The 13,994-nt window shown below is 70.1% G+C and carries 10 protein-coding genes; 7 read left to right on the top strand and 3 right to left on the bottom strand.

Going from position 1 to position 13,994, the window contains the following annotated elements:
- Positions 1-134 precede the first annotated feature (134 nt).
- The 3 genes from ACIQD6_RS06065 (at position 135) to ACIQD6_RS06055 (ending at position 4,176) form a co-directional block, all read left to right on the top strand.
- Entirely contained in the window at positions 135-1,016 is an 882-nt protein-coding gene (locus tag ACIQD6_RS06065; RefSeq protein WP_401878641.1) for a LysR substrate-binding domain-containing protein, read from the top strand.
- A 313-nt stretch (positions 1,017-1,329) separates the two neighbouring features.
- Positions 1,330-3,159, top strand: a complete 1,830-nt coding sequence (locus ACIQD6_RS06060) for an AMP-dependent synthetase/ligase (RefSeq protein ID WP_401878639.1) — start codon at positions 1,330-1,332, stop codon at positions 3,157-3,159.
- 186 nt (positions 3,160-3,345) lie between these two features.
- Positions 3,346-4,176: an aldo/keto reductase gene (locus tag ACIQD6_RS06055; RefSeq protein ID WP_401878637.1), complete on the top strand. Its 831-nt coding sequence runs from the start codon at positions 3,346-3,348 to the stop codon at positions 4,174-4,176.
- Positions 4,177-4,358: 182 nt separating this feature from the next.
- Here the strand turns inward: ACIQD6_RS06055 and ACIQD6_RS06050 are convergent, their stop codons facing one another.
- Entirely contained in the window at positions 4,359-4,664 is a 306-nt protein-coding gene (locus ACIQD6_RS06050) for a 4a-hydroxytetrahydrobiopterin dehydratase (RefSeq protein ID WP_401878634.1), read from the bottom strand.
- 343 nt (positions 4,665-5,007) lie between these two features.
- On the opposite strand from ACIQD6_RS06050, the gene ACIQD6_RS06045 reads away from it, so the two are divergent.
- The 4 genes from ACIQD6_RS06045 to ACIQD6_RS06030 all read left to right on the top strand — a co-directional run bounded on the left by ACIQD6_RS06045 (position 5,008) and on the right by ACIQD6_RS06030 (position 9,164).
- Positions 5,008-5,910 (top strand): RNA polymerase sigma factor SigF, encoded by a 903-nt coding sequence (locus tag ACIQD6_RS06045; RefSeq protein ID WP_401878631.1) that lies wholly within the window; start codon positions 5,008-5,010, stop codon positions 5,908-5,910.
- 466 nt (positions 5,911-6,376) lie between these two features.
- Complete coding sequence (locus tag ACIQD6_RS06040; protein ID WP_401878629.1) at positions 6,377-7,186, top strand: ABC transporter ATP-binding protein; 810 nt, start codon at positions 6,377-6,379, stop codon at positions 7,184-7,186.
- Entirely contained in the window at positions 7,183-8,592 is a 1,410-nt protein-coding gene (locus ACIQD6_RS06035; protein ID WP_401878627.1) for a hypothetical protein, read from the top strand. The genes ACIQD6_RS06040 and ACIQD6_RS06035 overlap by 4 nt, the downstream gene beginning before the upstream one ends.
- Positions 8,589-9,164: a hypothetical protein gene (locus ACIQD6_RS06030; protein ID WP_401878625.1), complete on the top strand. Its 576-nt coding sequence runs from the start codon at positions 8,589-8,591 to the stop codon at positions 9,162-9,164. Before ACIQD6_RS06035 ends, ACIQD6_RS06030 begins: the two co-directional genes overlap by 4 nt.
- Before the next feature lie 167 nt (positions 9,165-9,331).
- Here the strand turns inward: ACIQD6_RS06030 and ACIQD6_RS06025 are convergent, their stop codons facing one another.
- Entirely contained in the window at positions 9,332-12,415 is a 3,084-nt protein-coding gene (locus ACIQD6_RS06025) for an alpha-mannosidase (protein WP_401878622.1), read from the bottom strand.
- Between the two features lie 157 nt (positions 12,416-12,572).
- The gene (locus tag ACIQD6_RS06020; RefSeq protein WP_401878620.1) at positions 12,573-13,880 is read right to left on the bottom strand and encodes a glycosyl hydrolase; all 1,308 of its coding nucleotides are present in this window, start codon (positions 13,878-13,880) and stop codon (positions 12,573-12,575) included.
- Between the last annotated feature and the right edge of the window lie 114 nt (positions 13,881-13,994).

The following is a 13,994-nucleotide window of genomic DNA, read 5'->3' as shown; positions in this document are numbered from 1 at the left end:
GGTCGTTCAGTCGGCACAGACCGCATGATCATCGGTCGTGCCCTCCCCATGCTCCACCCGATCTCCTTGATCGGGAATCCCGCATACGACACTGACTGTCATCGCGTTCCGCGATAACGCCGTAGCCTGGCGGTATGTACGACCCCGGACAGCTGCGCACCTTTCTGGCCGTGGCCCAGACCCTGAGTTTCACCCAGGCGGCCCGGCGCCTCGGCGTCCGCCAGTCCACGGTGAGCCAGCACGTCCGGCGCCTGGAGGACGCGACGGGCCGGCCGCTGTTCACCCGTGACACCCACAGCGTGGAGCTCACCGAGGACGGCGAGGCCATGCTCGGCTTCGCCCGGACGATCCTGGCGGCCCACGATCGCGCGGCGGTCTTCTTCACCGGCACCCGGCTGCGCGGGCGGCTGCGTTTCGGCGCCTCGGAGGACTTCGTACTCACCCGGCTCCCGGAGATCCTGGAGTCCTTCCGGCGCGACCATCCCGAGGTCGACCTGGAGCTGACCGTCGAGCTGTCCGGCACCCTGCACGAACAGCTGGCCGACGACCGGCTCGATCTGGTGCTGGCCAAGCGCCGCACGGGCGACACGCACGGCCAGCTGGTCTGGCAGTCGACGCTGGCCTGGATCGGCGCGCCTCATCTGCGTCTCGACCCGGACCGCCCGGTCCCGCTGATCGTGTTCCCGCCGCCCGGCATCACCCGGGCCCGCGCGCTGGAGGTGCTGGAGGCGCACGGCCGGCGCTGGCGCGTGGCGTGTACGAGCGCCAGCCTGAGCGGGCTGATAGCGGCGGCTCGGGCGGGTCTGGGCGTGATGGCCCATACCCGCGGGCTGATACCGCCGGGCCTGGTGCCGGTTCCGGCCAAGGCGGGGCTGCCCGAGCTGGGCGAGGTGGACTTCGTCCTGCTGCACGGGCAGGGCCGCAGGCACGCGGCGGCGCAGGAGGCGGCGGACGCACTGGCGGCGGCGATCCTGGCGGGCGGCGACCGGCTGCACCGGCAACCGACAGGCAACTGACACCCGGGAGCCCACGCGCCTCGCCGTACTCCTCCTTCGTACCCCTCCCCCGTACACCCTCAGGTACGGACCAACATCCGCCCTGTGATAATGCGGTGACAATGCGGGCGTGCTGACAGCGTACGGATTCGGTGGAGATTCCCACGCGGCGTACTTACTCCACAGTCAGAAGTCGGCCCACGCGCCGCGACCTCGGCCCCGTTTCGGGCGCTGACCTGTGGATATATGACTAAGCGCCGGTTACCTGCACGCCCTGCCCCCGATTTCACAGTGGGGTACCGTCACCGGCGCTGTGCGGAGCGCCACGAGGAGCATGTCATTGCGCGAGATCACCGTCCCACCTCTTCCGGCCGCACCCCACGTCGGTGGGCTCGCGGATGCCGTGTTCGAGCACGCCCTCGACGACCCGCATCGCGTCGCGCTCGGCCGTAAGGACGAGGCGGGCCAGTGGTGGGACATGACCTCCGCCGCGTTCCGCGACGAGGTGCTCGCCCTCGCCAAGGGGCTGCTCGCGCACGGCGTACGGTTCGGGGACCGCGTCGCGATCATGTCGCGTACGCGCTACGAGTGGACGCTCTTCGACTTCGCGCTCTGGACCGTCGGCGCCCAGCCCGTTCCGGTCTATCCCACGTCGTCCGCCGAGCAGGTCCACTGGATGCTGTACGACGCGGAGGTCACCGCGTGCGTGGTGGAGCACGAGGACCACGCCATGACCATCGGTTCGGTGGTGGACCGGCTGCCGCACCTCAAGCGGCTGTGGCAGCTGGACGCCGACGCCGTGGCGGAGCTGTTCGAGGCGGGCGCCGGGATCGATGACGAGATGGTGCACCGGCACCGCAAGGCGGTCACCCCCGAATCAGTGGCCACGGTGATCTACACCTCGGGCACCACCGGCCACCCCAGGGGCTGTGTGATCACCCACGCCAACTTCATGTTCGAGGCCGACACGGTCCTCGGACGCTGGGAGCCCGTCTTCCACTCCAGAAAGGGCGACGAGGCGGCGACTCTCCTCTTCCTGCCGCTCTCGCACGTCTTCGGGCGGATGATCGAGGTAGCGGCGATACGCGGCCGGGTGAAGCTGGGCCACCAGCCCGTCCTCGCGGCGAGCGCGCTGCTGCCCGATCTGGCCGCGTTCCGGCCCTCGTTCATCCTGGCGGTGCCGTACATATTCGAGAAGGTGTACGGCGCGGCACGCCGCAAAGCGGAGCGGGAAGGGAAGGCCGGCCCCTTCGACAAGGCCGTGGACGTGGCGGTGCGCTACGCGGAGGCCCTGGAGCAGCGGGCTTTCGGCCTGGGCCCCGGGCCCTCCGCCGGGCTGCGGATGCAGCACCAGTTCTTCGAGAAGGCCGTGTACAGCAAGGTGCGGGCCGCGATGGGCGGTCGCGTACGGCACGCCATGTCCGGCGGTTCGGGGATGGACCGGCGGCTCGGGCTGTTCTTCGCGGGCGCGGGCGTCACCATCTACGAGGGGTACGGACTCACCGAGTCGACCGCCGCCACCACCGCCAATCCGCCGGAGCGCACCCGCTTCGGCACGGTCGGGCAGCCCATTCCCGGCACCTCGGTGCATATCGCCGATGACGGCGAGGTGTGGCTGCGCGGGGAACACATCTTCTCCCACTACCTCAACGACCAGAAGGCCACCGACGACTCCCTGCACGACGGCTGGCTGGCCACCGGCGATCTGGGCGCGCTCGACGAGGACGGCTATCTCACCATCACCGGGCGGAAGAAGGAGATCCTTGTCACCTCCGGTGGCAAGAGCGTGTCCCCCTCGGCTCTGGAGGAGCGGGTACGGGCGCATCCGCTGGTGGCCCAGTGCATCGTGGTCGGCAACGACCGGCCGTACATCGCGGCGCTGGTCACGGTGGACCACGAGGCCGTCGAGCACTGGCTCTCCATCCAGGGAAAGCAGCCGCTCGCACCCGCCGCCCTGGTGCGCGACCCGGAACTGGAGACGGAGATCCGGCGCGCGGTGGTGGCCGCGAACACCGCGGTGTCACAGGCCGAGTCGATCCGTACCTTCCGGATACTGGCCCACCCGTTCAGCGAGGAGCACGGGTTGCTGACGCCGTCGCTGAAGCTCAAGCGCAAGGCGATCGAGGCCGCCTATGCGGCGGAGGTCGACGCGCTCTACCGTTGAAGGCTCCACGTGTCCCGGCGCTCCCGGCGCTCCCGGCGCTCCCGGCGGGACACACCCGGAACACATGGAACACAGAACACCGGACACGTGACGGACACGGAGACGGGGCCCGGTGACGGGAATCCGTCCGCCTCCGTGATCGTTGCACTACGGAGAAGAAACCGACGACGTTAGGATCGATCGCTCGTGAGCAAGGTCCCCAACCTCACTCTCAACAACGGCATCGAGATGCCCCAGCTCGGTTTCGGCGTCTGGCAGGTGCCGGACGACGAGGCGACGCAGGCCGTCTCCACCGCGCTGGAGGCGGGCTACCGCAGCATCGACACCGCAGCGATCTACGGCAACGAAGAGGGTACGGGCAAGGCCCTCGCCACCTCCGGGATAGCCCGTGAGGATCTCTTCGTCACCACCAAGCTGTGGAACGGGGAGCAGGGTTACGACTCGACCCTGCGAGCCTTCGACACCTCGCTGGAGAAGCTCGGCCTCGACTATGTCGACCTGTACCTCATTCACTGGCCGATGCCGGAAGCCGACACCTACGTCGACACGTACAAGGCGTTCGAGAAGATCCTCGCGGACGGCCGTACGAAGACCATCGGTGTCTCCAACTTCCTTCCGGCACATCTGGAGCGGCTGATCGGGGAGACCTCCGTGGTCCCCGCGATCAACCAGATCGAGCTGCACCCGCAGCTCCAGCAGGCCGAGTCGCGCGCCTTCCACGCGGAGCGCGGCATCCTCACCGAGGCCTGGTCGCCGCTGGGCCAGGGCAAGGGGCTGCTGGACGTCCCGACCGTGGTCGCGATCGCCCGCAAGCACGACAGGACGCCCGCCCAGGTGGTGCTGCGCTGGCATCTTCAGTTGGGGAACGTGGTGATCCCCAAGTCCGTGACCCCGTCCAGGATCCAGGAGAACATCGACGTCTTCGGCTTCGAGCTGGACGCGGACGACCTGGCGGCGCTCACGGCGCTCGACGAGGGCAAGCGGCTCGGCGGGGACCCGGCGAAGATCAACAGCTGAGCAGCGACAACAGCCGCGCAGGAATGACCGCAGGAATGAGCGCTGGGCAGGAGTGACAGCTCGGCGGGAATGACAGCTGGGCAGGAGTGACGGTGCCGTCGGCCGGGATCAGGGGCCGGCGGCACCGTCATGCGCGCCCTTCTTCGTCACCGCGCCGCGGCGACGCACCGCGCCCGGCGCCGTCAGGTCGCGCCGTGCGCCGGGGCGATCTCCTCGACGCGCCGCGCGAGTTCGAAGTCGCGCGCGGTCACGGCACCGCCCGCGTCGTGCGTGTTCACGGCGACGGACACCGTGTTGTAGCCCAGAGTCAGCTCGGAGTGGTGGTTCAACTCGTCCTGGATCCGGGCGATATGAACGACCAGGGCCGCTGCGGCGAAGTGCGCGGCGAGACGGTACGTACGGGTGATGCGGCCGTCCTCCAGGGACCAGCCGGGAAGCTCTCGCAACCGGTCCTCGGTCTCCTTCTGTGACAGCGCTTCGGCGGCCATGGCGGGGGCTCCTTCCGGGAACGGATGTTGTGGGTGTTACGGGTGCCACTGGAATGCGTGGAGTTACGAACGTCACAGGCATGACTGGAGTTACGGGTGTCACAGACGCTACGGGCTGTGACGCGGCCGACGATACGTCTTCCGCGACAGGCGTCCCGGCCCGCCGTGCCGTGCGCACCGCCTCCGACCACCGTCTGCCATCACCTCCGACCACCGTCTGCCGTCGCGTCCTGCCGCCGCCGGCCGGCGCGTCCTGATAACTCGTCGTAATAGGGGGGACATGAGTTGGCCCCGAGGGGGCAGGAGCGCCTCTGAGTATTCCGCCACATGGGAAGGTGATGTCATGACGACCAGGACTGTGCGTGCTGCCGAAGTGGAGCAGGCGGAGGACATCATGACGTCCGCGACGGGAGTGACGGCGGGAACGGCAGCCGATGAGCTGCCGCGCATCGAGGATCCGAGCAAGATCGCGCCGAAGGACGCGCGGGCGCTCTCGAAGCTGTTCTTCGACCAGCTCCAGGTTCTGGAAGAGGGCACGCACGAGTACCAGTACGCGCGCAACACACTCATCGAGATGAACCAGTCGCTGGTCCGCTTCGCCGCGGGCCGGTTCCGTAACCGTGGCGCCGGCGACATGGAGGACATCCTCCAGGTCGGCACGATCGGCCTGATCAAGGCGATCGACCGGTTCGACCTGTCCCGCGAGGTCGAGTTCACCTCCTTCGCGGTCCCCTACATCGTCGGGGAGATCAAGCGCTTCTTCCGCGACACCACCTGGGCCGTCCATGTCCCGCGGCGCCTTCAGGAGCTGCGCGTCGAGCTGGCCAAGGCCAAGGAACATCTGGCCACGAGCCTGGACCGGGACCCGACCGTCAAGGAACTCTCCGAGCTGATGGGACTCAGCGAGGAAGAGGTCATCGAGGGCCTGGTCGCGACCAACGGCTATACGGCCGGCTCCCTGGACATGCCCACCGGCGACGACGAGACCAACGGTGCCGGACGCACCTTCGCCGATGTGCTGGGCGAGGCGGACCCCGCCATGGAGAAGGTCGAGAACCTGCACGCCCTGGCGCCGCTCCTGGAGGAGCTGGACGAGCGTGAGCGCGGCATCGTGGAGATGCGCTTCGGCCGGGAGATGACGCAGTCCCAGATCGGCGCGGAACTGGGCGTCTCACAGATGCATGTGTCCCGGCTGCTGACCCGCATCATCACGCAGTTGCGCGAGGGGATGCTCGTCGAGGAGTGAGAGCCGGTACGGCGGCATCGCATCGACCGCGGCGGCTCCGTATTGCCTGAAAATGAGCGTGGTGGTCCCTCAAGATCTTGAGGGACCACCACGCTCATTTTCGCGTGCCCGCGCCGACCGGCGGCGGTGACCGGGCCGGGACTCCCGAGGCCACCGGGCCGGGACTCCCGAGGTCATATGTGACGGGGATCACGCAGCGAGGAAAACCTGCCGTCCGGGCCGGGCGTCTGGCAGGTGTGAGATCAGTCAGGGCGGCCGGCCCTCACCACCAGTCGTACGACCTTCGTTCTGCCGACGGCCAATCCGCCTGTGTGGGGGCTGATTCTCACGCCCGGCATCGGTGTCGTGTTCGCCCGGAGGGGCGCGTACCCCGTTTCGCCCGCGGGGGCGCGTACCCCGTTTTCACCCGCAGGGACACGTACTCCGCGCCGGGAGCTCCTCGTCGACCATCGGAAGGGAACATCACATGACGCCCGCTGTGAGCGCGGCCGACATCGCGCCGACGGCCTACGCCTGGGAGATCCAGGCCATCGGGCTGAAGGTCAGAGCCGGCCGGAAACGGATGGCCGTCGACGGGCTCGACCTGTATCTGGGCACCGGCGTACACGGCCTCCTCGGCCCCAACGGAGCGGGCAAGACCACCCTTATCCGGGCGCTGGCCACCGTACTGCGCCCCGCCGAGGGCGCTCTGAGACTGCTCGGCGAATCCGCGGGCGGCATGGGCGAGCACCGGGCGCTGCGCCGCCGGATCGGCTACCTGCCGCAGGAGTTCGGCTACTACAAGCGCTTCACGGTGCGCGAGTTCGTCGAGTACATGGCGTGGCTGAAGGAGGTACCCAAGGCGGACATACCCGCGGCTGTCCAGCGCGCCGTGGAGCGGGTCGGCCTGGCCGACCGGGCCGACGACCGGATGAAGGCCCTGTCGGGCGGCATGGTGCGGCGAGCCGGCATCGCCCAGGCCATCGTCAACGACCCCTCGATCCTGCTGCTGGACGAGCCGACGGTCGGCCTGGACCCGGCGCAGCGGCTGCGCTTTCGCGAGCTGCTCCAAGAGCTCGGAACGGACACCTGCGTGGTCGTCTCGACCCATCTGGTGGAGGACGTCGCCGCCGCCTGCACCGACGTGGTGCTCATCTCCGAGGGCCGGCTGGTCTTCCAGGGAACCCCGACCGAGCTGGCCGAGGCGGGCGGTCCCGACCACGTGGGCGACAGCCCGCTGGAGCGCGGCTACTCGGCGCTGCTCTCCAACACCGGGCAGGGAAAGGGAACTTGGTGAACGGCCGTGTTCTGCGCATCGAACTGAGGCGCTCCGTCGCCCCGTGGGCCGGAGCCGTGGTCCTGACGACGGCTCTGGCGTTCCTGTACCTGGTGAACGCCGCGTACTGGAGGGGCACCACGGCGTGGACGGCCCAGTGGACGTCCATGGCCCTGACGACCCGCTCCATGCTGTTCTATGTGTGGCCGCTGGCCGTGGGGCTCGGCGCGCTGCAGGGCCTGCGTGACCACCGCTCGAAGATGTCCGAGCTGCTGGCAACGACACCGAGGCCCGCCTGGCACCGCGCCGCCACGCTGGCGGGCACGGCGGCGATCACGCTGGGATCGGCCTTTGCGCTGTTCGTCCTCGTGGGCGCGGTCCAGGTGTTCGCCAGCACCGAGTACACGCACCTCGGGTGGCTGCCGATCTCGCTGGTGGGGGCGCTCTCTCTCGTCGCGGGTGCCGTGCTGGGCATGGGGGCCGGGCGGGCCCTGCCCTACGCGCTCACCCCGCCCATGCTGGCCATGGGCGCCTTCGTGTTCACGGCGCTCATGCACATGTCGTTGGGCCGGACGGAGACGACCACGGCGATGGGGATCCCGGGCACGGAGCCGAACCGGGTCTCGCTGCTGTCACCGGCGGTGGAAGAGGTGCGCGATGTGCTCGTCACGCTTTCCGCCTCCGTGCACCTCGGGCAGACGATCTGGCTGCTCGGCATGGCCGCGACCGGCTTCGCGCTGCTGGTCGCCGCGACCCGGCGCGCCCGGCTGGTCGCCCTGACGCCCGTCCTGGCGGGCGCGGTGATCGCCCTGCTCGTTCTCCCGTCCGACCCGCGCCGGATGTATGTCGTCGACGAGGCCGCCGCGGAGCTGGTCTGCGACGGCCCGGTGTGCGTGACCAGGACGCACCAGGACCGACTCGCCGACCTGGCGGGTCCCGGTAAGGAGGCGCTGCGCCTGCTGCACGGCTCCCTGGGCGGCCGGGCGCCGGTCTCGGTCCGGGAGAACACCGCCGTACTGCCGGACGGCACCATGCCGCGGTGGTCCCGCGAGACCGTGCTCTTCGACTTCGACGACGACATCATCACCGCCGGCGCGAAGGGCGAGGAGCTGACCCGGGCCCTGATCGCCGAAGGCATGGTGCCAGGGTGCACCCCCGTCGGCTGGAGCAGCTCGGGGGGAGACGACATCGCGCAGACCGTCGCGGTGGGCTGGGTCCTCGGGGACCTCAAGTCGCTGCCCGGCACAGGGGCGGCGCAACTGGGCGGCGAAGTCGACGCCGAGGCCCGCCCGGTGTGGAAGAAGCTCAAGGCGCTGCCGCGGGCCGAACAGCTCTCACGGATCAACGCGATGCGCGCCGCCGCGCTCTCCTGCGAGGACGACGGAAGCGACCCGCTCGACGCGCTGACCGGCGGTGCGTCCCGGTGAGATGGCTGACGCTGTACGCGCGCTCCCGGCAGGTGCCCGCGTCGCTCGCCGCGGTGGTGATCAGCGCGGTGGTGGTGTGGGCACTCGCCCGGGACGGGAGCGAGGCGCCCGGTGATCCGCGGCTGCCCGCGCTCGTCCTCGCCTCGGGGGCGATGGCAGCCTCGATCGGGCTCAGCGGGCAGGACCTCGCGCTGGACCGGACGGCCGCGATCCGCTGGGTGCTGCGGAGAGCCGTACACGTGCTGCTGATCGGCGCGGTCGTCGGCGCGGTGCTGCCGGCGGTGCAGGCGATGGGCGAGAACGTGGCCGCCACCGCGTTCACCGTCCGGAACAGCGCGGGGCTGATGGGGCTCGTCGCCGTCGGAGCGACGGTGTGCGGGGCGCGGCTCGCGTGGACGCTGCCGATGGCCTGGCTGTCCTTCTCGGTCTTCGCACCGCCTCCGACGAGTCTGCCGATGGAGGTGGCGACCTGGATGCTGCTGCCGCCCGGCACGGCGGCGGGCACCTGGACCGCCCTGGTTCTCGCGGTCACCGGCACCGTGGTCTACGCCGTTGCGGGACCGAAACGGTAGCCCGGCCGAAACGGTAGCCCGGCCGGTGCAGTTGCCCGTCGGGGTACGTTGTCGCGGATCGGCTTACGTTGTCACGGATCGGCTTACGTTGTCGCGGTCGCGAGTCGGGCACCCCTGGGGGGGCGCCCGACTCGCGTGCTCCAGCGCCTGCCTTTACGTCAGCTACGTCAACCGCGTGTGACGCGGAGAGTGACCAGTTCGAACGGCCTCAGCGACAGCCGTACCGCTCCCTCCGCCAGTTCCGGCTGCCGCTCACCGGCCAACGGGCGCTCCAGCAGATCGGTCACGGCGACGCCGTCGGCGTCGAATCCCAGACCCACGCGTACCTTGGCGCGGCCACCGGTCGACTCGTAGAGGCGTACGACGACGTCCCCGCTCCCGTCGTCGGCCAGCTTCACCGCGCTGACGACGACGGCGTCGTTGTCGACGGTCACCAGCGGTGCCACCTCGGAGTCTCCGGGAACCCTGCGCTCCGGCAGGTTGATGCGGTAGCCCTCCCTGACCGCGTCGCCGATCGCGGCGCCGGGCGCGAGCGCGTGCCGGAAGCGGTGTACGCCCTGATCGGTCTCCGGGTCGGGGAAGCGGGGCGCGCGCAGCAGGGAGACCCGGACCGTGGTGGTCGTACCGGCGTCCGCGTCACGGACGGTGCGGGTCACATCGTGGCCGTACGTCGAGTCGTTGACCAGGGCGACGCCCCAGCCGGGCTCCTCCAGGTGGACGAAGCGGTGGTTGCAGGCCTCGAACTTGGCCGCCTCCCAGCTGGTGTTGGTGTGGGTGGCCCGGTAGACATGGCCGAACTGCGTCTCGGAGGCGTACCGCTCCGCGTGGATGTCCAGCGGGAAGGCCGCCTTGAGGAACTTCTCGGTCTCGTGCCAGTCGACCTCGGTGTCGATGTCGAGCCGCTTGGCGCCCGGCGCCAGGGTCAGCAGCTGGGTGACCTTCGAGTCGCCGAAGGAGCGGACCACCCGGACACCGGCGACGCCGGCGCCCACGGCCCGGCCCGTGTCCCCGCCCGCTTCTCCCTCTGCGATCTCCAACTCACCCTCGAACGCGGTGAGTTCGTCGAGATCCGTCAGATCTGTGACGGTGTTGCGGTAGAACTCGTCCACGTCCCAGGCGTCCCACTGGTTCGGGAAGTCGGGGTGGATCTGGAGCAGGTTGGCCGCCTCGCCCGGGGCGACGCTCTCCCGCTCCGCGCTGATGTCGTACACCGACACCACCAGTCCCCGGCCGTCGATCTCGACCTCCAGCAGACCGTTGCTGAGCACATGGCCGCCGTCCTCACGCGGCAGCAACTGGGCGTCGCCGGCTCCGGTGGCCGGCCCCGCCGCACCGGCGGCCACTCCGGCGCGGGCGTGCGGTGCGGAGTTGAAGAGCAGAGTCGTGGCGCCGTCGGCGTCCCCGGCGAGGGCACGCTGCGCCGTGTCGATGACGCCGTTCAGCTCGGCGGCGACACCGGCGTAGGTCTTCGCGGCCTCGCGGTGCACCCAGGCGATCGACGAGCCGGGCAGGATGTCGTGGAACTGGTGCAGCAGCACCGTCTTCCAGATCCGGTCCAGCTGCTCGTACGGATACGGGGAGCCGGTCCGTACGGCGGCGGTGGCGGCCCACAACTCGGCCTCCCGCAGCAGATGTTCGCTGCGCCGGTTGCCCTGTTTGGTCTTGGCCTGGCTGGTGAGCGTGGCGCGGTGCAGCTCCAAGTACAGCTCACCGACCCAGACCGGCGCGTTCGGGTACTCCGCCTCGGCCTTGGCGAAGAACGCGCCGGGAGACTCCCACTCGACCGTGGCCGAGCCCTCCAGGCTGCGCAGGCGCGCCGCCTTGGCGATCATCTCGCGTGTGGTGCCGCCGCCCCCGTCGCCCCAGCCGGTCGGCGCGAGGGAGTGCCTGGCGACGCCCTTCTCCTTGAAGTTCCGTGCGGCGTGGGCGATCTGTTCGCCCGTCATGGAGCAGTTGTACGTGTCGACGGGCGGGAAGTGGGTGAAGATACGGGTGCCGTCGATGCCTTCCCAACGGAACGTGTGGTGCGGGAACTTGTTGACGGCGCTCCACGAAATCTTCTGGGTGAGCAGCCACTTGGACCCGGCGGCCTTGATGATCTGCGGCAGCCCGGCCGCGAAGCCGAAGGTGTCGGGAAGCCACGCCTCGTCGTTCTCGATGCCGAACTCGTCGAGAAAGAAGCGCTTGCCGTGCACGAACTGACGGGCCATCGCCTCGGAGCCCGGCATATTCGTGTCGGACTCGACCCACATACCGCCGGCGGGCACGAACCGGCCGTCCGCCACGGCCTTCTTGACCTTGGCGTAGACCTCGGGCCGGTGTTCCTTGATCCAGGCGAACTGCTGCGCCTGCGACATCGCGAAGACGAACTCCGGCTCGTCCTCCAGCAGCGCGGTCATGTTGGCCGTCGTACGGGCGACCTTGCGGACCGTCTCACGCAGCGGCCACAGCCACGCCGAGTCGATATGGGCGTGCCCGACCGCACTGATGCGGTGCGCCGTCGGGGGCGCGGGGGTCGCCAGCATGCCGGCGAGCCGCTCCCGGGCGGCGGCGGCCGTACCGTTCACGTCCTGGAGGTCGACCGCGTCGAGGGCACGGCTGATCGCGCGCAGGATCTCCCAGCGCCGGGCGGCGTCGACGGGCAGCTCCGCCATCAGCTCCCCGAGCACCTCCAGGTCCTGGACGAGCTGCCACACGGTCTCGTCGAAGACCGCGAGATCCATCCGGGCCAGGGTGTACTGCGGCTCGCTGCCCGCGGTCTCCTTGTCGCCCAACTTCGTCGGCAGGAAGGGGTGGTAGTCGAGGATCACCGGGTTCGACGCGGCCTCGACATGCAGCAGCACCTCCTCGCCGCCCGCGACGGGTGCTCCGATCCGTACCCACTGGTTGCGCGGGTTGAGGCCCTTCACCGGGGAGCCGTCGGGCCGGTAGACGAGGCCCTCGCACTGGAACCCGGGCATGTTCTCGTCGAAGCCGAGATCGAGGATCGCCTCGACCGTACGGCCCGCCCACTTCTGGGGGACGGTCCCGGAGACCCGGAACCAGCTGGTGCCCCAGGGCGCGCCCCACCGGTCGCCGGCCTTGACCGGCCGCGTCGGGCCGGCGAGGCCCTCCGCCACCGGCACGGGTTCACCGGGCGCGTCCCAGACGGCGATGTCCAGCGGTATCGATTCGGGGTGTACGGCGGGCCGGATGCGCTCGTCGAGGACCCGCTTGAGGCGGCCTTCGATCAGGCTGCGGTCGTCGTGCATGAGGGGCTGCTCCTGAACTGCGTAAGGGTGCGGGTGCGGATCACGGTTCTCAGGGACGGGCGGTGCGCGTACGGAGCGCGGCCGGGGCTCCGGCCGGGACGGAGACGGTATACCCCTCTCCGGCGCTCCGGACCGCGAAACTGGGCGGTACCCGGGATCATCCGACCGGGTCCCGGGCGGCGCCGGGGTCTGTCGGGGCAGCCGGGGCTGATGGGACGACCTGGTCCGGGCGGACGACCTCGGTGATCCCGCGCGCGGCCAGGTGTTCCTTGTCCTCGGCGCGGCTCGCGAGGACGGCGGTCGGGCGGGCGCCCTCCCCGGTGAGCCGGGCGAACGCATCGAACACCGCCCCGCCCGGAGCGCAGACCGAGCGGGCCGGCGCGGTCTCGTCGTCCCCCGCGTCGATCACGACGGCCGTGGTCCGGGGTGCCGGGGCGTAGGTCGTACCCCGCCGCTCCGCGACGATCCGGGCAAGGGACTCCCCGGCCGGCTTGACCTTCCGCTCGTTGGTCAACAGGCCCAGGCCGTACTCCAGTTCGGGGAAATCGGCGAGCGAACGCGACACGTCGTGGGAGCACCACCAGGTGATGCCCCAGACGTCCTGGCAGTCCAGCGCGGCCGCCACGGTCGCCTCGGTGAACTCGGCCGCGTGTTCGGCCGGGATCAGCGGCGCCGGGGCGCCGACCTCCTGGAGCCAGACCGGCCGGTGCGGTTCGAGCGCCCAGGCCTTGGACAGTTCGATCAGGTACGCGGCGTGCTGCTCGGTGGCGGTGCCGGTACGGCCGTGCCGCTGGGCGGTGCCGTTGAACACCCAGGAGTGCACGGCGGTGACGGCGCCGATCCGGGCCGCGTGCGCGGGAGTGAAGGCGTGATCGTCCTGGTACCAGGCCGCGTCGTACGCGGCGTGCAGATGGAGCTTGCCGGGCGCTCCTTCCTCGCAGGCGTCGAGCAGCCGCCGGAGCCAACTGCCCGCCTGTTCGGGGGTGACGGGGTCGGGGTCGGGATGCGGCGGCCCGGAGAACTGGTTGATCTCGTTGCCGATCGTCATGCCGATGAAGTTCGGCCGGTCCGCGAGGGCGGCGGCGAGCGTACGGAGATACGCGGCCTGCCCGGCGACGACATCGTTGTCGGTGAACAGGTTCCGCCGGTGCCAGGTCCGCGTCCAGGCGGGCAGGAAGTCGAAGCTCGACAGATGGCCCTGGAGTCCGTCGACATTGACGTCCAGGCCGCGTTCGGCTGCGGCATCGGCGAGTTGGACGAGCTGTTCGACGGCTCGGGGCCTGATCAGGGTGCGGTTGGGCTGGAAGAGCGGCCAGAGCGGGAAGACCCGGATGTGGTCGAGCCCGAGTCCCGCGACGGAGTCCAGGTCGGCACGTACGGCGTCGAGGTCGAAGTCCAGCCAGTGGTGGAACCAGCCCTGGCTGGGCGTGTAGTTGACGCCGAAGCGCGGCGCGGGAGAGCTCATACTGGCATCGTTGTCCTGGTTCTGTGGTGCGACGTTCTGTGGTGCGGCCTTCTGTGGTGCGGCCTTCTGTGGTGCGGCCCTCTGTGGTGCGGCCCTCTGTGGTGCGGCCCTCTC

The organism is Streptomyces sp. NPDC088400 (assembly GCF_044753355.1).
In the GTDB taxonomy this organism is placed as follows: Bacteria; Actinomycetota; Actinomycetes; order Streptomycetales; family Streptomycetaceae; genus Streptomyces.
The sequence above is the reverse complement of the archived record's forward strand: the minus strand, read 5'-3'. Positions and strand labels throughout refer to the sequence as shown.

Excerpts from the sequence above, each read along its gene's own strand:
- ACIQD6_RS06045 (WP_401878631.1), top strand. The coding sequence starts at position 5,008 with ATGACGACCAGGACTGTGCGTGCTGCCGAAGTGGAGCAGGCGGAGGAC.
- ACIQD6_RS06060 (WP_401878639.1), top strand. The coding sequence starts at position 1,330 with ATGTCATTGCGCGAGATCACCGTCCCACCTCTTCCGGCCGCACCCCAC.
- ACIQD6_RS06020 (WP_401878620.1), bottom strand. The coding sequence starts at position 13,880 with ATGAGCTCTCCCGCGCCGCGCTTCGGCGTCAACTACACGCCCAGCCAG.
- ACIQD6_RS06040 (WP_401878629.1), top strand. The coding sequence starts at position 6,377 with ATGACGCCCGCTGTGAGCGCGGCCGACATCGCGCCGACGGCCTACGCC.
- ACIQD6_RS06050 (WP_401878634.1), bottom strand. The coding sequence starts at position 4,664 with ATGGCCGCCGAAGCGCTGTCACAGAAGGAGACCGAGGACCGGTTGCGA.
- ACIQD6_RS06025 (WP_401878622.1), bottom strand. The coding sequence starts at position 12,415 with ATGCACGACGACCGCAGCCTGATCGAAGGCCGCCTCAAGCGGGTCCTC.
- ACIQD6_RS06065 (WP_401878641.1), top strand. The coding sequence starts at position 135 with ATGTACGACCCCGGACAGCTGCGCACCTTTCTGGCCGTGGCCCAGACC.